This window comes from Pseudomonas asplenii (assembly GCF_900105475.1).
Classification (GTDB): Bacteria; Pseudomonadota; Gammaproteobacteria; order Pseudomonadales; family Pseudomonadaceae; genus Aquipseudomonas; species Aquipseudomonas asplenii.
Map to the genome: position 1 here is coordinate 346,680 of NZ_LT629777.1, position 20,546 is coordinate 367,225.

17 protein-coding genes are annotated in these 20,546 nt (G+C 61.3%); 5 read left to right on the forward strand and 12 right to left on the reverse strand.

Features of this window, described 5'->3' with window-relative positions:
• Positions 1–129: 129 nt before the first annotated feature.
• The 9 genes from pdxJ to lptF all read right to left on the reverse strand — a co-directional run bounded on the left by pdxJ (position 130) and on the right by lptF (position 8,808).
• Positions 130–876: a pyridoxine 5'-phosphate synthase gene (pdxJ, locus tag BLU37_RS01600; RefSeq protein WP_010444032.1), complete on the reverse strand. Its 747-nt coding sequence runs from the start codon at positions 874–876 to the stop codon at positions 130–132.
• A 103-nt stretch (positions 877–979) separates the two neighbouring features.
• Positions 980–1,669, reverse strand: coding sequence for a DNA repair protein RecO (gene recO / locus BLU37_RS01605; RefSeq protein ID WP_090202035.1), 690 nt, complete (start codon positions 1,667–1,669; stop codon positions 980–982).
• A gap of 111 nt (positions 1,670–1,780) precedes the next feature.
• Positions 1,781–2,683, reverse strand: a complete 903-nt coding sequence (gene era / locus BLU37_RS01610) for a GTPase Era (protein ID WP_090202036.1) — start codon at positions 2,681–2,683, stop codon at positions 1,781–1,783.
• Positions 2,676–3,365: a ribonuclease III gene (rnc, locus tag BLU37_RS01615; RefSeq protein ID WP_010444026.1), complete on the reverse strand. Its 690-nt coding sequence runs from the start codon at positions 3,363–3,365 to the stop codon at positions 2,676–2,678. The genes era and rnc overlap by 8 nt, the downstream gene beginning before the upstream one ends.
• Positions 3,362–3,739 (reverse strand): DUF4845 domain-containing protein, encoded by a 378-nt coding sequence (locus BLU37_RS01620; protein ID WP_019360937.1) that lies wholly within the window; start codon positions 3,737–3,739, stop codon positions 3,362–3,364. Before BLU37_RS01620 ends, rnc begins: the two co-directional genes overlap by 4 nt.
• Before the next feature lie 66 nt (positions 3,740–3,805).
• Positions 3,806–4,660, reverse strand: a complete 855-nt coding sequence (lepB, locus tag BLU37_RS01625) for a signal peptidase I (RefSeq protein ID WP_010444023.1) — start codon at positions 4,658–4,660, stop codon at positions 3,806–3,808.
• A 5-nt stretch (positions 4,661–4,665) separates the two neighbouring features.
• Positions 4,666–6,465, reverse strand: coding sequence for a translation elongation factor 4 (gene lepA, locus BLU37_RS01630; RefSeq protein WP_090202037.1), 1,800 nt, complete (start codon positions 6,463–6,465; stop codon positions 4,666–4,668).
• A 170-nt stretch (positions 6,466–6,635) separates the two neighbouring features.
• On the reverse strand, positions 6,636–7,697 hold the full coding sequence (lptG, locus tag BLU37_RS01635) for an LPS export ABC transporter permease LptG (RefSeq protein ID WP_090202038.1): 1,062 nt from the start codon (positions 7,695–7,697) through the stop codon (positions 6,636–6,638).
• Entirely contained in the window at positions 7,690–8,808 is a 1,119-nt protein-coding gene (lptF, locus tag BLU37_RS01640; protein WP_090202039.1) for an LPS export ABC transporter permease LptF, read from the reverse strand. Before lptF ends, lptG begins: the two co-directional genes overlap by 8 nt.
• 278 nt (positions 8,809–9,086) lie before the next feature.
• On the opposite strand from lptF, the gene BLU37_RS01645 reads away from it, so the two are divergent.
• The 5 genes from BLU37_RS01645 to leuA all read left to right on the forward strand — a co-directional run bounded on the left by BLU37_RS01645 (position 9,087) and on the right by leuA (position 16,721).
• Positions 9,087–10,577: a leucyl aminopeptidase gene (locus BLU37_RS01645; RefSeq protein WP_090202040.1), complete on the forward strand. Its 1,491-nt coding sequence runs from the start codon at positions 9,087–9,089 to the stop codon at positions 10,575–10,577.
• Positions 10,578–10,634: 57 nt separating this feature from the next.
• A complete protein-coding gene (locus BLU37_RS01650) occupies positions 10,635–11,063 on the forward strand; it encodes a DNA polymerase III subunit chi (RefSeq protein ID WP_029530406.1) in 429 nt (142 codons plus the stop codon).
• A gap of 8 nt (positions 11,064–11,071) precedes the next feature.
• Entirely contained in the window at positions 11,072–11,524 is a 453-nt protein-coding gene (locus BLU37_RS01655) for a DNA polymerase III subunit chi (RefSeq protein WP_090202041.1), read from the forward strand.
• A gap of 240 nt (positions 11,525–11,764) precedes the next feature.
• Positions 11,765–14,611, forward strand: coding sequence for a valine--tRNA ligase (locus BLU37_RS01660; RefSeq protein WP_090202042.1), 2,847 nt, complete (start codon positions 11,765–11,767; stop codon positions 14,609–14,611).
• A gap of 427 nt (positions 14,612–15,038) precedes the next feature.
• A complete protein-coding gene (gene leuA / locus BLU37_RS01670; protein ID WP_010452787.1) occupies positions 15,039–16,721 on the forward strand; it encodes a 2-isopropylmalate synthase in 1,683 nt (560 codons plus the stop codon).
• 265 nt (positions 16,722–16,986) lie between these two features.
• On the opposite strand, the gene BLU37_RS01675 is transcribed toward leuA, so the two are convergent.
• From BLU37_RS01675 to der, 3 genes are all read right to left on the reverse strand, one after another.
• The gene (locus BLU37_RS01675; RefSeq protein WP_090202043.1) at positions 16,987–17,778 is read right to left on the reverse strand and encodes an amidohydrolase; all 792 of its coding nucleotides are present in this window, start codon (positions 17,776–17,778) and stop codon (positions 16,987–16,989) included.
• The gene (locus BLU37_RS01680; protein ID WP_090202044.1) at positions 17,766–18,914 is read right to left on the reverse strand and encodes a pyridoxal phosphate-dependent aminotransferase; all 1,149 of its coding nucleotides are present in this window, start codon (positions 18,912–18,914) and stop codon (positions 17,766–17,768) included. The genes BLU37_RS01675 and BLU37_RS01680 overlap by 13 nt, the downstream gene beginning before the upstream one ends.
• Positions 18,915–19,028: 114 nt before the next feature.
• Positions 19,029–20,501: a ribosome biogenesis GTPase Der gene (gene der / locus BLU37_RS01685; protein WP_090202045.1), complete on the reverse strand. Its 1,473-nt coding sequence runs from the start codon at positions 20,499–20,501 to the stop codon at positions 19,029–19,031.
• Between the last annotated feature and the right edge of the window lie 45 nt (positions 20,502–20,546).

Here is a 20,546-nt window from a genome sequence, read left to right on the forward strand (position 1 = left end):
GCCAGCCTATTCGCGGATCAATCCGATACCCACCAGAGATAGGCGTGGGCGCCGGATTGCTGGCGATGCTGGTGCGTCAGACGACAAAGACGCGTCCGCAATCGCCAGCAAGCCGGCGCCTACAGGACCTCAGGCCTTGGCCGCAGCCGCCAGGATCAGGGCCTTCATTTCCGCCACGGCGCCCTTGAAACCGACGAACAACGCATGAGCCACCAGCGCGTGACCGATGTTCAGCTCGTTGATCCCGGCAATCGCCGCCACCGCCTCGACGTTGTGGTAATGCAGGCCATGCCCGGCATTGACGACCAGCCCCTGGGCCACGCCAAACGCCACGCCATCGGCGATACGTTTCAGTTCTTCAGCCACCTCGGCCGGCGTTTCGGCATCGGCATAACGCCCGGTATGCAGCTCGATCGCCGGCGCACCGACCTGCCTGGCGGCCGCGATCTGCCGCTCATCGGCATCGATGAACAACGACACCTCACTGCCCATCCGGCTCAATCGCTCCACCGCTGCCTGGATTCGATCGATCTGCCCAGCCACATCCAGGCCACCTTCGGTGGTGAGTTCCTGACGGGTTTCCGGCACCAGACAGATATGGGCCGGACGAATGCGCTCGGCGAACGCCATCATCTCTTCGGTCACGCCCATTTCGAAGTTCATGCGGGTCTGCAGCACGTCCTTGAGCAACAGCACATCGCGCTCCTGGATGTGTCGGCGATCTTCACGCAAGTGCACGGTGATGCCATCGGCCCCAGCCTCCTCGGCGTCCAGCGCGGCCTTGACCGGATCAGGGTAACGGGTGCCCCGAGCCTGACGCAGAGTAGCCACATGGTCGATATTCACGCCAAGAAGAATGCGGGTGCTGGTGCTCACGAAAAGGCTCCTGAAGAGTTGAAGATTCGGCCCACAGCATACACGGGACATGGGCTTGCACGTTCAGTTGCATCGATCAATTTCAGCGAACCGCCCTGCCCGCTCAGGGCTTGCGGAACAACTCGCGACTGACCAGCGGCTTGCCACCCAGATGTACGGCAAGGGCCTGGCGCATCAGCCGCTTGGCAGCCGACAGGGCTCCCACTGCACTCCAGTCGGTCTCGGCCATCGCCAGCAGTTCGTGCCCCTGGAACAACCCGGGTTGCAACAGATAGACCCGCTCCAGGCCGGCGTCGACCTGAAGTCGATACATCCCGTCTGCCGCCAGCGGTTCGCCATGGATATCCGCGTTCAAGGCAAAGCCATAGCCGAGATCGTCCAGCAGCCGCCACTCGAACGAGCGCAACAGCGGCTCCAGCGGACGGCCTTCGGCCAGGGCCAGCAAGGTCAGGGCGTAATGCTCGAACAACACCGGGTGCGGGTCTTCGGCGGGCAGCAGGCGAATCAGCAGCTCATTGAGGTAAAGACCGCTGAACAGCGCATCCCCGACCAGCCAGGCCGCCACGCCGGCGCTCTCCATGCGGCCGACATTCTTCAGTTCGCTACGACCACGGAACTCGACTTCCAAGGGCACGAACGGCCGCGCCAGGGTGCCGGCCTTGCCCCGCGCACTGCGCAACACCGCGCGCAGACGACCTTGGGGGGTAATGAAATCCACCAGGGCGCTGTTTTCGCGATAGGCGCGGGAGTGCAGGACGTAGGCCGGCTGGCCGGGAGGCGGGTGGGTGGACATCGGTCTGTGAATGTCTCTGGAGGATACAAGTGGTGGTGAGTCAGCGACTCACTGTGGCGAGCGGGCTGGGCCCGCAGCTGCCCTGCACACCCGCGACAACATCCTCAGACCCTACAGGTCGCCGTAACCCAGCGAACGCAAGGCGCGCTCGTCATCGGACCAACCGCCCTTCACCTTGACCCACAGGTTGAGCATGACCTTCGAATCGAACAGCAGCTCCATATCCTTGCGAGCCTCGCTGCCGATGCGCTTGATACGCTCGCCCTTGTCACCAATGATGATCTTCTTCTGGCCATCACGTTCGACGAGGATCAGCGCATGAATGTGCAAGGTCGCCCCCTGCTGCTTGAACTCTTCGATTTCCACGGTGATCTGGTAAGGCAGTTCCGCCCCCAACTGGCGCATGATCTTCTCGCGCACCAGTTCGGCGGCGAGGAAGCGGCTGCTGCGGTCGGTGATCTGATCTTCCGGGAAGAAGTGCTCGTTTTCCGGCAGGTGTTGAGCGATCAGGCCTTCCAGGGTATCGAGATTGTGCCCCTGCTGCGCGGAGATCGGCACGATCTGCGCTTTGGGCAACTGCTCCTGCAACCAGCTCAGGTGCGGCATCAGTTCGGCTTTGTCCTCGATCCGGTCAGTCTTGTTCAGGGCAACGATCACCGGTCCCTCGACGTACTGGATACGCTCCAGGACCAACTGGTCTTCATCGGTCCAGCGGGTACGATCGACGACGAAGATCACCACGTCGACGTCTTTCAACGCCGCCGAAGCAGTCTTGTTCATGTAGCGGTTCAGCGCCTTTTCGTTGCTCTTGTGCATACCCGGGGTGTCGACGTAGATCGCCTGGACCGCGCCTTCGGTCTTGATCCCGAGCATGTTGTGGCGGGTGGTCTGCGGCTTGCGCGAGGTGATCGCCAGCTTTTGCCCGAGAATATGGTTCAGCAGCGTGGACTTGCCCACGTTCGGCCGGCCAACGATGGCGACATAGCCGCAGCGTGTTGCAGTTGAATCAGTCATTGCCATTCTCCACGCCCAGGGCGATCAGTGCTGCGGCAGCCGCTACCTGTTCGGCAATACGACGGCTGACGCCCTGCCCACGGCTTTTTTCGTTCAAAAGGGCCACTTCGCATTCGACGAAGAACGTCCGACAATGCGGCTCGCCCTGGATATCCACCACCTCGTAACGCGGCAGTTCGCATGCCCGCGATTGCAGAAATTCCTGCAGGCGGGTCTTGGGGTCCTTGTTGGTGTCGACCAGCGTCAGGCTGTCGAACTCCGAGGTCAGCCAGTCCAGCACGCGTTCGCGCGCCACGTCGATGCCCGCGTCCAGATAGATCGCGCCAATCAGCGCCTCCAGGGCATCGGCCAGGATCGACTCACGGCGAAAACCACCGCTCTTGAGTTCTCCGGAGCCCAGGCGCAAGTAGTCGCCCAGTTCGAAACCACGGGCCAGCACGGCCAGTGTTTCACCCTTTACCAGGCGTGCGCGCAAACGCGACAACTGGCCTTCGCGGGCCTGTGGAAAACGCTCGAACAGCGCCTCGCCAGCCACGAAGTTGAGAATCGCATCGCCAAGGAACTCCAGACGCTCGTTGTTGCGCCCGGCGAAGCTGCGGTGTGTCAGGGCCAGGAGCATCAGCTCCTGATCCTTGAAGGTATGGCCGAGCTTGCGCTCGAGACGGTTCAGGGACAGGCTCACGGTTTACCCACGCTGAATTCGTGGTCGAACTTAACCACCAGATCGATATTCTGGATCAGCGCAACGCGCTGCTCGTATTTCAGATGGGCATGAAATCGGCTGCCCTCCACCGTGACGCTTAACGCTTTGTTCAAATCCACATCCTGAATACTGTTGACCTGCATGCCACGGGCAACATGGGAGTAAAAGTCGTTGACGGTGGTGACGTCCGCCGCCCTGTCGGTTTCGACCGACATGATGATTTTCTTCATCGACATGTAGTCGAGGTAAAACGGCACCAGTTTGAATGCCGTGCTGCTGGCAAAGGCAATCAGCGCCAGGGTCAGCAACCAGCCGAAAAACGACAGGCCTTTCTGGGAGCCCGCATGGCGCATAGTCGTTCTCATCGTCTTCAAGTACCTGAAAAACATTCGGCGCTGTATTCAACAGCGCCGTTTGGGTTACTTGATCAGACCGACCCGCGAGAAATTCGGCAGGCGGCTGAACTTGGGATCGGGCCAGCTCATCCAGACCGCGAAGGCCTTGCCGACGATATTCTCATCGGGAACCATGCCCAGCAGATCCTTGGGAATGTTGGGATCGTCCCAGTAGCGACTGTCGTTGGAGTTGTCGCGGTTGTCGCCCATCATGAAGTAGTGGCCTGCTGGCACTTTCCACTCATGATCAGGCGGCGCGCGATAACGCCCCATTTCCTTGCGGATCAGGTGCTCGGCGGCGCCCAGCTTCTCTTTATAGAGTTCGGCACTGCCCAGCATGCCGGGTTCGTTACCGACCAACTGCTCGGCTACCGGCTCACCGTTGACGAACAGTTTCTTGTCACTGGTGTAACGCACCACATCACCTGGCAGCCCGACTACACGCTTGATGTAGTTGACGTTCGGATCACTGGGATAGCGAAACACCATGACATCGCCGCGCTGCGGATCACCCACCGGGATCACTTTCTTGTCGATCACCGGCAGACGGATCCCGTAGGAAAACTTGTTCACCAGGATGAAGTCGCCGACATCCAGGGTCGGTTTCATCGACCCGGACGGAATCTGAAACGGCTCGACCAGAAACGAACGCAGCACCAGCACAATGAACAGCACCGGAAAAAAGGATTTGCCGTATTCGACCAGCAAAGGCTCTTTGTTCAGTTTCTCGACCACGGCCACGTCAGGCTGCGCGACGCTGCCCTGGTAGGAAGAGATCGCCGCACGTCGACGTGGCGCCAGAAAGACCAGATCGAGCAGCGCCAACAGACCGCAGACAGCGACGGCAATGACCAGCAACAGCGGGAAATTTAGTGACATAGGACCTAACTATCCAACCTGAGCACTGCAAGGAAGGCTTCCTGTGGAACTTCCACGTTACCTACTTGCTTCATGCGTTTCTTACCGGCTTTCTGCTTTTCCAACAGCTTGCGCTTACGGCTCACGTCACCACCGTAGCATTTGGCCAGTACGTTCTTTCTGAGCGCCTTGACGGTTGTCCGCGCCACGATCTGACCACCGATGGCGGCCTGGATGGCAACGTCGAACATCTGACGAGGAATCAGTTCTTTCATCTTCTCGGTCAACGCACGACCTTTGTAGTGCGCGTTATCCCGATGCACGATCAACGCCAGGGCATCGACCTTCTCACCATTGATCATCACGTCCAGCTTGACCAGGTTGGCCGACTGATAACGATCGAAATGATAGTCCAGCGAAGCATAGCCGCGACTGGTGGACTTGAGGCGGTCAAAGAAGTCCAGAACCACTTCATTCATCGGCAGGTCGTAGGTCACTTGTACCTGCGAGCCGAGGAACAACATGTCGTACTGGACGCCACGCTTCTCGATACACAACGTAATGACGTTACCCAGGTGCTCCTGAGGCACAAGGATATTCGCCCTTACGATCGGTTCGCGCATGTCTTCGATAGCGGACAGATCCGGCAACTTTGACGGGTTGTCGACGTAAATGGTTTCACCGTTCTTGAGCTTGAGCTCGAAGATTACCGTCGGTGCGGTGGTGATCAGGTCCAGGTCGTATTCGCGCTCCAGGCGCTCCTGGATGATCTCCATGTGCAGCATGCCGAGGAAGCCGCAACGGAAACCGAAGCCCAGGGCGTCGGAGCTTTCCGGGGTGTACTGCAGCGAGGAGTCGTTGAGGGTCAGCTTCTGCAAGGCTTCGCGGAAATCCTCGAAGTCGTCGGAGCTGACCGGGAACAGACCGGCATAAACCTGCGGCTGGATACGCTTGAAGCCCGGCAGCACGTCGACATCAGGGGTCGAACTCAAGGTCAGGGTGTCACCGACCGGCGCCCCGTGAATGTCCTTGATACCGGCGATGATGAAGCCTACTTCGCCCGCCTTCAGGTCAACGGTGGCAGTGTGTTTCGGGTTGAATACACCGACGCTGTCCACCAGGTGGATCTTGCCGGTGGACTTGACCAGAATCTTGTCGCCCTTCTTCACCCGGCCGTGACGCACACGCACCAGGGACACGACGCCCAGGTAGTTGTCGAACCAGGAGTCGATGATCAACGCCTGCAGCGGATCTTCGATATTGCCGGTTGGCGCCGGAATGGTGGTCACCAGGCGTTCGAGCACGTCTTCGACACCCTGGCCGGTCTTGGCGCTGCACGTGACGGCGTCGGTGGCATCGATACCGATGATCTTCTCGATCTCTTCCTTCACCCGCTCCGGCTCGGCCTGCGGCAGGTCGATCTTGTTCAGAACCGGCATGACCTCCAGGCCCTGCTCGATCGCCGTGTAGCAGTTGGCCACGGACTGGGCTTCGACGCCCTGACCGGCGTCGACCACCAGCAGCGCACCTTCACAGGCCGCCAGGGAACGGCTGACTTCATAGGTGAAGTCCACGTGGCCCGGGGTATCGATGAAGTTCAGCTGATAGGTGACGCCGTCTTTAGCCTTGTAATACAGGGTAACGCTGTGGGCCTTGATGGTGATCCCGCGCTCGCGCTCGAGGTCCATGGAATCCAGCACCTGCGCTTCCATCTCGCGTTCGGCCAGGCCGCCGCAGATCTGGATGAAGCGATCGGCCAGAGTCGACTTGCCATGGTCAATGTGGGCGATGATGGAGAAATTGCGGATATGACTCAAATCACTCACGGGTCAACACTCAAAAAGGTTGCAGGCAGACTGCCCGCCGAAAAATAGCCGGGAATTGTACCTGATGCGCAGCCAAGGCGTCACGTCAACCGGCAGGACGACAGGCACAAAAAAGCCCCTGCTGGTCGGCAGAGGCTTCTTTTCGGGCTATCCCGATGGGTGCAAGCCTTCTATCCGGCGCGCCGCAACAGCCAGAGTCCGGCAATGGCGCAGATCCCCGCCGGCACCAGCACCGCCAACAGCGGCGAGAAACCGAACACCAGGCTCGACGGCCCGAGCAGGTCCTGGGCAATGCGGAAGGTGAAACCGACCAATACCCCGGTGAACACCCGCTGACCAAGGGTCACCGAACGCAGCGGCCCGAAGATGAACGAAATCGCCATCAGCACCAGCGCTGCAGTGACCAGCGGCTGCAGGATCTTGACCCAGAACGCCAGCCAATAACGACCGTTGGCCAAGCCCTGATCCGCCAGGTAGTGGATGTACCCCCACAGGCCGCTGATCGACAGAGACTCGGGCACCATCACCACGGTACTCAGCAGGTTCGGTTTCAAGGACACCGCCCAGGTTTCCTGCGGCGCATTGATGACTTCAGTGTGATCGCCACGGAAATAGGTGGTGGTGACATCCGTCAGATTCCAGTGATCCTCGTCGAAACGCGCCAACTTGGCGAAGCTCGAGGATTGCAGGCGCCGCTGGTCGTCGAACTGGTAGCGAGTCACCCCGTAGAGCAGGCCATTGGGCTGCACGGCGTTGATATGGATGAACTCGTCACCCTGACGGTGCCACAGGCCATGCCTGGAACTCTGCGCATCGCCCGAACCCTGGGCCAGCGCACGATCAGCCTGGGCCTTGCTTTCCGTGACCGGCGCCACGTACTCGCCGACTAGTACGCCGACGAGCATCAGTACCAGCATGGGTTTCATGACCGCCCAGACGATACGCCCGACGGACACCCCTGCGGCACGCATGATGGTCAGCTCGCTGTTGCTGGCCAGACTGCCAAGGCCGATCAGGCAACCGATCAGCGCGGCCATCGGCAGCATGTCATAGACGCGTCGGGGCGCCGTCAGCAGCACGAAGCTGAGGATATCGCCCCAGGTGTAGGTATCGCTGACACTGCCCATCTCGTCGATGAAGGCAAACAGCGAGGCCAGGCCGAGAATGATCCCCAGTACAGCCAGGATCGCCATGAATACGGCGCTGCCAATGTAGCGATCGAGCTTAACCACGAGCCATCTCCTTCATGTCGCGGCGACTCGCCAGCTTCAAACGCAACGGTTCCCAATACAGCAGTCCCAGGCCGATCGCCAGGAACAGCACATGCACCCACCACAGTCCGAGCGCCGGCGACAGTTTGCCCTTTTCAAGAGCACCGCGGGCCGAGATCAGCATGGTCAGGTAGGCCATATACAGCAGGATCGCCGGCAGCAGCTTGAGGAAGCGCCCCTGGCGTGGATTGACCCGCGACAGCGGTACCGCCATCAGGGTCACGATGAATACCAGCAACGGCAACGACAGACGCCATTGCAGCTCGGCAATCGACTTGAGTTCACTGCTGCCCCACAGGTCGTGGGTGGCCAGCGCATCGCGGTCGGTCACTTCGTTGCTGATTTCCGGTTTTTCCATCTGTACGCCATAGGTGTCGTACTTGATCGCCCGGTAGTCCGCCTGTCCCGGGCTGCCGTCATAACGATAGCCATCCTCCAGGATCAGGTAGCGGTTACCGTCCGGTTTGACTTCAAGACGGCCATGATCGGCGACAAGCACCGAAATACCCCGATCCTTCTTGTCCTGACCCAAGCGCTTTTCCGAAATGAACACCCCACCCAACTGGGAACGATCATCGGAAAGCTTTTCGGTATAGGTGATCCGCGAGCCGTCGTTCAACGCCTGGAAGCGCCCCGGCTCCAGGGTATCGAACTCGGTCAGGGCATCCTGCCGGTTCAGCACCAGCTGGAACTGATAGGCACCCTGTGGCGCCAGGGCCAGGCTCAACCAGGCCACCAGCAGTGCCACCAGCAATGCGGGCGCCATGGTCATGCCAAGCAGGCGCTGCTGGCTCATGCCCGTGGCGGACAACACGGTCATTTCACTTTCCAGGTACAACCGGCCATACGCCAGCAGGATGCCGAGGAACAGCCCCAGTGGCAGGATCAGTTGCAGGAAGCCAGGCAGGCGAAAACCCATGATCAGGAACAAAGAACCCGGATCCAGGGCACCCGAGGCGGCCTGGGCGAGGAATTTGACGAAGCGCCCGCTCATGGTGATTACCAGCAGGACGGCGCTGACGGCACTCAATGTAACCAGGACTTCGCGAGACAGATAACGAAAGACAATCAAACCAGACACTCCAGGGTTGTCGGGCTAAGGCGGCCGAACAAGCAAACAGGGCGGCCTGCACTGCGAGCCACCCGAAAGGATGGCGCATTATCCTGTGATTGATCGCCCCTGTCACTGCGCACGCTCAACCACGCACGCAAAGCTGCAACACAGGGTTGTCAGCAGCGGTCGGCGAGGTTCACACTGCGGCCTTTGCCGCTTGCGCGCCACCGTGTTGACAAGCCGCCCGGCGCAGAGCCTCGCTGCGCCCCCACTGACCTTTATTCAAGGACCCAGACATGGAATTGGTTGTAAAAAGCGTTAGCCCGGAAACGTTGAAGACCGCCACCCTGGTAGTCGCCGTCGGCGAAGGTCGCAAGCTCGGCGCGGTCGCGCAGAAGATCGACGAACTGACTGGCGGCGCCATTGCTGCCATCCTCAAGCGCGGCGACCTCGCCGGCAAGGTCGGCCAGAGCCTGCTGCTGCAAAGCCTGCCGAACCTGAAAGCCGAACGCGTGCTGCTGGTGGGCGTAGGCAAGGACGCCGAACTGGGCGACCGGCCACTGCGCAAGATCGCCGCCAGCATTCTCGGCACTCTCAAGGGCCTGGGCGGCAGCGACGCCGTGCTCGCACTCGACGAAGTAGTGGTCAAGGGCCGTGACAGCTATGGCAAGACCCGCCTGCTGGCGGAAAGCCTGCTTGATGGCGAATACACCTTCGACGCCTACAAGAGCCAGAAAGCAGAGCCGCGCGCCCTGAAGAAAATCACCCTGGTCACCATCAAGGCGGCTCAGGCTGAAGTCGAACGCGCCGTGACCCACGCCAAGGCAATCGCCAGCGGCATGGCCTTCACCCGCGACCTGGGCAACGCGCCACCGAACGTCTGCCATCCAAGCTACCTCGCCGAACAGGCCAAGACCCTGGGCAAGACCCACAAGGGCCTGAAGGTGGAGATCTTCGACGAGAAGAAGATCAAGGAAATGGGCATGGGCTCGTTCTATGCCGTCGGCCAGGGCAGCGACCAGCCACCCCGCCTGATCGTCATGCAATACAACGGCGGCAAGAAATCCGAGAAGCCGTTCGCCCTGGTCGGCAAGGGCATCACCTTCGACACCGGCGGCATCAGCCTCAAGCCCGGTGCCGGCATGGATGAAATGAAGTTCGACATGGGCGGCGCCGCCAGCGTCTTCGGTACGCTCAAGGCCGTGCTGGAACTCCAGTTGCCGATCAACCTGGTGTGCATCCTGGCGTGTGCCGAGAACATGCCAAGCGGCGGCGCGACCCGTCCGGGCGACATCGTCACCACCCTCAGCGGCCAGACCGTGGAAATCCTCAACACCGACGCCGAAGGCCGCCTGGTGCTGTGCGATGCACTGACCTACGCCGAGCGTTTCAAACCGCAGGCCGTGATTGACATCGCCACCCTGACCGGAGCCTGCATCGTCGCCCTCGGCTCGCACACCTCGGGCCTTTTGGGCAACAACGACGAACTGATCGAGCAACTGCTGAGTGCCGGCCGCCAGGCCGATGACCGCGCCTGGCAACTGCCGCTGTTCGACGAGTACCAGGAACAGTTGGACAGCCCATTCGCCGACATCGCCAACATCGGCGGGCCGAAGGCCGGCACCATCACTGCGGCCTGCTTCCTGTCGCGCTTCACCAAAAACCTCAACTGGGCACACCTGGACATCGCCGGCACCGCCTGGATCAGCGGTGGCAAGGACAAGGGCGCCACCGGTCGTCCGGTCCCCCTGCTGACCCAATACCTGCTGGACCGTGCCAAGGCCTGAGCCTGAGCCTGCCGGGCGGCGACCCTCAATGCCGCCGCCTGGCCTGCGGAATTCCCCATGACCCAAGTCGACTTCTATATTCTTCCCAGCGCCGATCCCCTCGCGCGCCTGGATTTCGCCTGCAAATTGACCGAAAAGGCCTGGCGCCTGGGCCACCGGATCTACCTGCACTGCAGCGATGCCGACCAGCGCGAGGAGCTCGATGCCCGCCTCTGGCGCTTCAAGGGCGAGAGCTTCGTGCCCCACGGCCCGGCCGAAAGTGAACCGGAGGGCAGCGTGGTGCTGGGCCTGGGCGACGATCCCGGAACGCATCAGGACCTGCTGGTCAACCTCGACCAGCGGGTTCCGCCGTTTGCCTCGCGATTTGCCCGCATAGCGGAAGTCGTGGTGGAAGACCCGAGCATCCGCCAGGCGGCACGGGAGAGTTTCCGCTTCTACCGCGAACAGGGCTATCCTCTGCAAGATCACCGTCTACAGCGACTTTGAGCACCCCGATGGACACTCCCAAACAACCACAAAAAGCTGCGCCCCTGCTGGACGAGCTTGAGTCGATCCGCAAGCTGCTGGGTGATGAAACCCTGCAACCGCCCCTGCTGACCGAAACCGTTACTCCTGAAGTGCAGATTCCACTGCTGTTCGACATGGTGGGCGGCAAGGCCAAGACCGAAGTTCAGGCCGAGCCCCCGGTAGCAGTCACGCCCAAGGTCAGCACGCCGGTGGAAATCAAGCCCGAACCGACGCCCGAACCCGTGACGACCGCCCCTGCTGTCGAACCTGTGCGCAACAAGAACCAGGACGCCCTGCTGCACCTGGACAGCGAGCTGCGTGCTGCCGCGCAACTGATCATGCAGGATGTGATCGACGACTTCGCGCCGCATATCGAAACCGAGATCAAGCGCCGCCTGGATGCCCGGATGGAGCGTCTGCTCAGCCAGTATCCGTCCTGACAGCCCGTCCACCTGGACCTACGCGGTCCTTGCAGGAGCCTGGCTTGCCAGCGAAGAGGCCCGCGAGATCGCCAGAAGCTTCGCGGGCAAGTCGGATCGCCGCCCGCCTGCTCCAACAATGTATGCGCTGCATTGGCGGGCCTATTTTGCCGCCACCCCTCACCTCGCTCTACGCCCCGCGCCATATCCCCGTTATACTTGTCGGCTTTCCTGAATTAATGCCTAAGGGTCCCGCCGCGCATGGATAAGACCTACCAGCCACACGCGATTGAAACTTCCTGGTACCAGACCTGGGAGTCCGAGAACTACTTCGCTCCGCAAGGCGCGGGTGACGCCTACACCATCATGATCCCGCCGCCGAACGTCACCGGCAGCCTGCACATGGGTCACGGCTTCAACAACGCGATCATGGACGCCCTGATCCGTTTCCGCCGCATGCAGGGCCGCAACACCCTGTGGCAGCCGGGCACCGACCACGCGGGTATCGCCACCCAGATGCTGGTGGAGCGCCAACTCGAAGCCCAGGGCCAGAACCGGCACGACCTGGGTCGCGAGAAGTTCCTGGAGAAGGTCTGGGAGTGGAAGGATCAGTCCGGCGGCAACATCAGCCGACAGATCCGCCGCCTGGGTTCTTCGGTGGACTGGAGCCGCGAGCGTTTCACCATGGATGACGGCCTGTCCGAAGCGGTCAAGGAAGCCTTCGTGCGCCTGCATGAAGACGGCCTGATCTACCGCGGCAAGCGCCTGGTCAACTGGGACACCAAACTGCACACGGCGATTTCCGATCTCGAAGTGGAAAACCACGACGAGAAGGGTTTCCTGTGGAACCTGCGCTACCCGCTGGCGGACGGCGCCAAGACCGCCGAAGGCCTGGATCACCTGATCGTCGCGACCACTCGCCCGGAAACCATGCTCGGCGACTCCGCCGTCGCGGTGAACCCGAACGACGAGCGCTACAAGGCCCTGATCGGCCAGTTCGTCGAGCTGCCGCTGGTTGGCCGCCGCATCCCGATCATCGCCGACGATTACTGCGATCCCGAGTTCGGCACCGGCTGCGTGAAGATCACCCCAGCCCACGACTTCAACGACTATGAGGTCGGCAAACGCCACAACCTGCCGCTGCTGAACATCTTCGACAAGAACGCCAGCGTCCTGCCGGCCTGTCAGGTGTTCAACCTCGACGGTACGCTGAACGACAGCATCGACGGCAAGATCCCGGCCCAATACGCCGGCCTCGACCGTTTCGAGGCGCGCAAGCAGATCGTCGCCGATTTCGACGCCGCAGGCCTTTTGGTCAGCGTCGATGACCACGCGCTGAAAGTACCGAAGGGCGACCGCTCCGGCACCATCATCGAGCCGTGGCTGACCGACCAATGGTATGTGTCGACCAAACCGCTGGCCGAACCGGCCATCGCTGCCGTGGAAGACGGCCGCATTGCCTTCGTGCCCAAGCAGTACGAAAACATGTACTTCTCCTGGATGCGTGATATCCAGGACTGGTGCATCAGCCGCCAGTTGTGGTGGGGACATCGCATTCCGGCCTGGTACGACGAGTCCGGCAAGGTCTATGTCGGTCGCGACGAAGCCGAAGTGCGTGCCAAGCACAAACTCGGCGCAGACGTAACCCTGCAACAGGACAACGACGTACTCGACACCTGGTTCAGCTCGGGCCTGTGGACTTTCTCCACCCTGGGCTGGCCGGAGCAGACCGACTTCCTCAAGACCTTCCACCCGACCGACGTGCTGGTGACCGGTTTCGACATCATTTTCTTCTGGGTCGCCCGGATGATCATGCTGACCATGCACCTGGTGAAGAATGAGGACGGCACGCCGCAGGTTCCGTTCAAGACAGTCTACGTCCATGGCCTGGTGCGTGACGGCCAGGGCCAGAAAATGTCCAAGTCCAAGGGCAACGTCCTCGACCCGCTGGACATCATCGACGGCATCGAACTCGAAGCACTGGTACAGAAGCGCACGACCGGCCTGATGCAGCCCAAGCTGCAGAAAGCCATCGAGAAGCAGACCCGCGCCGAGTTCGCCGAAGGTATCGCCAGCTACGGCACCGACGCCCTGCGCTTCACTTTCTGCTCGCTGGCCTCCACCGGCCGCGACATCAAGTTCGACATGGGCCGCGTCGAAGGCTATCGCAACTTCTGCAACAAGATCTGGAACGCCGCCCGCTACGTGCTGGACAAGGGCGAGGATTGCGGCCAGAACGGCGAGGCCTACGAGCTGTCGCTGGCCGATCGCTGGATCATCTCGCAACTGCAACGCACCGAAGCCGAAGTGACCCGCCAGCTCGACCAGTTCCGCTTCGACCTGGCCGCCCAGGCACTCTACGAGTTCATCTGGAACCAGTACTGCGACTGGTACCTGGAACTGTCCAAGCCAGTGCTGTGGGACGAAAACGCGCCGGTCGAACGCCAGCGCGGCACCCGTCGCACCCTGGTACGCGTGCTGGAAGTGGCCCTGCGCCTGGCGCATCCGTTCATGCCGTTCATCACCGAAGAAATCTGGCAGCGCCTGGCGCCGCTGGTCGGTGCCGAAGGCAAGACCATCATGCTGCAAGCCTGGCCGGTAGCGAACGAAGCACGCATCGACCAAGCCGCCGAAGACGATATCGAATGGCTCAAGGGCCTGATGCTCGGCGTGCGCAACATCCGCGCCGAAATGAACATCGGCCCGGGCAAGCCACTGGCACTGTTCCTGAACAACGCCGGTACCGAGGATCAGCGTCGTCTGAAGGAAAACGAGACCCTGCTGAAGAAGCTGGCAAAACTCGAATCGATCACCGTGCTGGCTGCCGGCGACGAGGCACCGCTGTCCGCCACCGCCCTGGTCGGCGAGATGGAAGTGCTGGTGCCGATGGCCGGGCTGATCGACAAGGGTGCCGAACTGGCCCGACTGGACAAGGAAATCCAGCGCCTGCAAGGCGAAGTACAGCGCGTCGGCGGCAAGCTGTCGAATGCCGCATTCGTCGACAAGGCCCCGGCCGAAGTCATCGAGAAAGAACGCGCCAAACTCGCCGAGGCCGAACAGGCCCTGGGCAAGCTGGCCGAGCAACACGCCCGGATCTCCAGCCTGTAAAGGGGTGGAGCCGTTGAAAAGGGAGGCCTGCGAGCCTCCCTTTTTATTTTCGGTGTCACCTGGGCAGCGTCCGATGGCGCCCCTTCCACACCCTGCCACACGGCAAGAGGAATTGCGCTGGTCCAAAATAGTGCGCAATTGTTCTAGAGTTTCCGCTAAAGAAGCAAAATAAAATCTCGAAAAAGCTACTTTATCGAGTATTCCTCTCAATTTTTCCTACAGGCTTGCCATCTTTCACCCCAGTGGTTAGGGTTGGAAGCATGAAAACGTCCCATACCCTCATTCAGCGTCGTCAACACCGCAGTCTCTGCCTCGTCAGTGCACGACTGCCGGGCTGACATCGCGGTGCCTCATCCCCAGGCTGTTTCCTGACAACGCTACATCGGCTGGCCGCCTCTTTTCGGCCCTGACACACAAGGAATTCCCCATGAGCATGCTCAAAGACCCGTCTTCGAAATATCGTGCGTTCCCGGTCATCAACCTGCCTGACCGCACCTGGCCATCGAAAACCATCACCGCCGCGCCGATCTGGTGCAGCTCCGACCTGCGTGATGGCAACCAGTCGTTGATCGAACCGATGGACGCGGCGAAAAAGCTGCGCTTCTGGAAAACCCTGGTCAGTGTCGGCGTCAAGGAAATCGAGGCCTCGTTCCCGGCCGCTTCGCAGACCGACTTCGACTTCGTTCGCACCCTGATCGAAGACGGCCACATCCCGGACGACACCACCATCCAGGTGCTGACCCAGGCCCGTGAAGACCTGATCGCCCGCACCTTCGAATCCCTGCGCGGTGCCAAGAAGGCCATCGTGCATCTGTACAACGCCACCAGCCCGTCGTTCCGCCGCATCGTCTTCAATCAGGACCAGCAGGGCGTGAAGGACATCGCGGTGAACGCAGCCAAGCTGTTCGTCAAATACGCCGCCCAGCAGCCGGAAACCCAGTGGCAGTTCGAATACTCCCCGGAAACCTTCAGCGCCACCGAGCTGGAGTTCGCCAAGGAAGTCTGCGACGCCGTGGTTGAGGTGTGGAACGCCACGCCGCAGAACAAGGTGATCCTCAACCTGCCCGCGACCGTTGAAGTGGCCACGCCGAACGTCTACGCCGACCAGATCGAATGGTTCCACCGCAACATCAACCGCCGTGACAGCGTGATCATCAGCCTGCACACCCACAACGACCGTGGCACCGGCGTAGCTGCCACCGAGCTGGGCCTGATGGCCGGCGCCGACCGCGTCGAAGGCTGCCTGTTCGGCAACGGCGAACGGACCGGCAACGTCGACCTGGTGACCGTGGCCCTGAACATGTACACCCAGGGCCTCAACCCTGAGCTGGACTTCTCCGACATCGACGGCGTGCGCAAGGTTGTCGAGGAGTGCAACCAGATTGCGGTGCACCCACGTCATCCTTATGTCGGCGACCTGGTTCACACCGCGTTCTCCGGCTCGCACCAGGATGCAATCCGCAAGGGCTTTGCCCAGCAGCAAGCGGACGCGCTGTGGGAAGTGCCGTACCTGCCGATCGACCCGGCCGATATCGGTCGCAGCTACGAGGCGGTCATCCGCGTCAACAGCCAGTCGGGCAAGGGCGGTATCGCCTACCTGCTGGAGCAGGAATATGGCATCAGCCTGCCCCGTCGCATGCAGATCGAATTCAGCCAGGTGGTACAGCGCGAAACCGACCGCCTGGGCCTGGAGATGACTGCCCAGCAGATCCACGCGCTGCTCCACAGCGAGTACCTGCAAGCCAACACCCCGTACGCGCTGGTCAGCCATCGTCTGCAGGAAGAGAACGGCAACAGCAACGTCGAAGTCGAAGTGGCCAGCAAAGGCCAGGGCGAGACCAACCTGCACTGGCGCGGCAAGGGCAACGGCGCCCTGGAAGCCCTGGTGGCCGGCCTGCCGGTTCCGGTGGAGATCATGGACTACAACGAACACGCCATCGGCGCGGGCACCAACGCCAAGGCGGCGGCCTACATCGAGCTGCGCGTGAACGGCGAACGGGCGGTGCACGGCGTGGGTATCGATGAAAACATCACCACGGCCAGCTTCAAGGCGGTATTCAGCGCCTTGAACCGCTCGTTGAGCCAGTCGACTGCGAGCAAGGCCGCGTAAGCGTCCACCGCAATGAACAAGGCCCCGGGGTGAAAACCCCGGGGCCTTTTTTCATGCTGGGATTTGGGTTGGATTTCAGGACCTCTTCGCGGCGGTTCGGCGCTCCGACAACCCCGGCTACAGAGTGGACTGCCCCCAAGAAGTTGGACACTAATCCAACCCTTGGGGGCAGTCCAAAGCCGGGGTGGTACCGAAAACTTTCGCATACACCGCCCTGTAGGAGCCGGGCTTGCCCGCGAAAGGGCCGGCACTACCAACCAATCATTCAAGTAAACTCGAAGGTATCGGCATCCAGATTGGCCGGAAACCGCTCGCGATACGCCGCCAGCTCGGCCGCGCTCAGGCTGACCTGGAACACACCATCGGCCTCCCCCGCCCCCAGCAGCGACTCGCCCTGGAAATCCAGCACCTGGCTGTCGCCGGTGTAAGAGAAGCCCTTGCCATCGGTACCCACGCGGTTCACCGCCGCCACATAACAGAGATTCTCGATCGCCCGGGCCGGCAACAGACGATTCCAGTGCAAACGCCGCGCCCCCGGCCAGTTCGCGGTATAGAGCAACAGGTCGGTGTCGTGGGCATCGCGGCTCCACACCGGGAAGCGCAGGTCGTAGCAGATCAGCGGACGGACCCGCCAGCCCTTGAGTTCGAACTGCACCTGGCGCTCGCCCGGGGTGTAATGATTGTGCTCACCCGCCATGCGGAACAGATGGCGCTTGTCATAATGCCAGACCTCGCCATCCGGACGCGCCCACAACAGGCGGTTGCGGTGGCTACCATCAGTGGCATGCACGATCACGCTGCCGGTGACCACCGCATCGAGTTTTTTCGCCTGGCCGCGCAACCAGTGGGTGGTCGGGCCCTCTTCCGACTCAGCCAGGGTCCGGGACTCCATGGAAAAGCCGGTGGTGAACATTTCCGGCAGGATGATCAGATCAGCCCCCCGGGCCTGTTCCAGCAACACCTCGAAATGCTCCAGGTTGGCCTGGCGGTCGTGCCAGACCAGAGAGGTTTGCACCAGGGCCAACTTGAGGTCGGGCAATGCACTCAGATCACGCATAGTTTCTCCGCAGCTTCACGCAGCGTCTCCTCGCGTTTGGCAAAACACAGGCGGACCAGACGCTGGCCCTCCGGCGGCGTCTGGTAGAACACCGACACCGGGATCGCCGCCACGCCATGTTCACGGGTCATCCACATTGCCATGTCGATGTCATTCAGGTCCGGGCGGATCTGCGAATAATCGACCAACTGAAAGTAGGTACCGGCGACTCGCTTGAAGCTGAAACGCGACCGGCTGAGCAGGTCGCAAAACAGGTCGCGCTTGTTCTGGTAGAACGCCGGCAGGCGCTGCACATGCCCGGGATCCGCTTCCATGTAGTCGGCCAGGGCGTACTGCAGCGGGGTCACGCCGCAGAAACTGACGTACTGGTGCACCTTGCGCAGCTCCGCACTCAGGGCCGGCGGCGCGATCACATAACCGGTCTTCCAGCCAGTCACGTGGTAGGTCTTGCCGAACGAACTGACGACAAAAGCACGCTGATAGAGTGCCTCATGGGCCAGCACGCTGGCATGCGGCACATCGTCATAGACCAGGTGCTCATACACCTCATCGCTGATCAGATAGATATCGCGGTCGGCAATCAACGCCGTCAACTGGTCCAGCTCGGCATGGCTGATCAAGGTGCCGCTCGGGTTGTGTGGCGTATTGAGGATGATCATTCGGGTACGCGGACTCAGCGCGTCCTCAAGCTTCTGCCAGTCGATGGCGAAATCATCCAGAGCCAGCGGCACGTGGATGCAACGGCCGCCCGCCAGCTCCACCGAAGGCTCGTAGCTGTCATAGCTGGGGTCGAAGACGATGACTTCATCACCGGGGTGAATCACCGCCTGGATCGCACAGAAGATGCCCTGGGTGGCTCCCGGGGTGATGGTCACTTCCGCATCGGCGCTCACATGGACGCCGTAGCTGTTGAAAACCTTCGCAGCCACCTGCTGGCGCAGGGCAGGCAAGCCGGTCATCGGCGCATACTGATTGTGACCACTGGCGATATGCCGACCTACAGCCTCAAGCAGCGCAGGCGGGCCATCAAAGTCCGGAAAACCCTGGGACAGGTTCAGTGCACCGGTTTGCGCGGCGAGCTGGGACATCCGGGTGAAGATGGTGGTGCCGACATTCGGCAACTTGCTGGTGATCATGGGGCCGTTTTCCCTGCTCAACATCCGGCTCTAGACGGCACGGGACAGTTCGAGAATAACGTATCCGCCAGGCATGAAAAAGGGCGCCATGGGCGCCCTCTTTCGAGTCCGGGATCAGCGCTTGTCGCGGCGCTTTTTCTCGGCTTTCTTGTGGTGCGACATCAAGCGACGCTTCTTGTTGACCTGACGGTCAGTCAGCGTGTTCTTGTTGCCCTCGTAGGGGTTGTCGCCGCCTTTGAACTCGATGCGAATCGGCGTACCGACCAGCTTCAGCACCCGGCGATAGGTGTTCTCCAGATAGCGCACATACGATTTCGGGACTTTCTCGACCTGGTTGCCGTGGATCACGATCAGCGGCGGGTTGGCACCACCCAGGTGAGCGTAGCGCAGCTTGATCCGCCGGTTGTTGACCATCGGTGGCGCGTGCTCGGACACCGCATCCTCGAGGATCTGGGTCAGGCGGCTGGTCGGCCAGCGGGTCACCGCCGACTTGAACGAGTTCTGCACCGACTGATACAGGTTACCCACGCCGGTGCCGTGCAAGGCCGAAATGAAGTGGATGTCGGCGAAGTCGACGAAGAACAGCCGGCGCTCCAGCTCGATTTTCACATAGTCACGCTCGCCCGGGGTCATGCCGTCCCACTTGTTCAGCGCGATCACGATCGCCCGACCGGACTCCAGGGCAAAACCGAGCAGGTTCAGGTCGTGGTCGACCACACCTTCGCGGGCGTCCATGACGAAGATCACCACGTTGGCGTCCTTGATCGCCTGCAAGGTTTTCACCACGGAGAATTTTTCGACTTCCTCGTGGATCTTGCCGCGCTTGCGCACACCGGCGGTGTCGATCAGCGTGTACTTTTCCTCGTTACGTTCGAACGGGATGTAGATACTGTCACGGGTGGTGCCAGGCTGGTCGTAGACGATCACCCGGTCTTCACCGAGCATGCGGTTGACCAGGGTCGACTTGCCAACGTTCGGCCGGCCGATGATGGCGATCTTGATGCCGTCCTTCTCGCTCGGGCCAGGAATGCGCTTGGCTTCTTCGCCTTCGGCAACCTCTTCCTCTTCGCCCTCTGGCGGCTCTTCCTCGTCGTCTCTGGGGAAGTCACTCAAGGCGACTTCGAGCATCTGGGTGATGCCACGACCGTGGGCACCGGCGATCGGGATCGCATCGCCCAGCCCCATCGGGCTGAACTCGGCACGGGCCATGTCCGGATCGATGTTGTCGATCTTGTTGGCGACCACGTAGGAACGCTTGTTACGCTTGCGCAGGTGCTCGCCGATCATCTGATCGGCAGCGGTGTAACCGGCTTTGGCATCCACCAGGAACAGCACGACATCGGCTTCTTCAATGGCCAGCAGCGACTGCTCGGCCATTTTTTCGTCCATGCCATGCTCGTCGCCGGAAATACCGCCGGTGTCGATCACAATGTAGGAGCGCCCTTGCCACTTAGCCTCACCGTATTGGCGATCACGGGTCAGACCGGACAGGTCGCCGACGATGGCGTCGCGACTGCGGGTCAGGCGGTTGAACAAGGTGGACTTGCCGACGTTCGGTCGGCCCACCAGGGCGATTACGGGAACCATGCGGCTCTCCACTTCGTTATTTCAGAAAATACAAAAGCCGCTGCG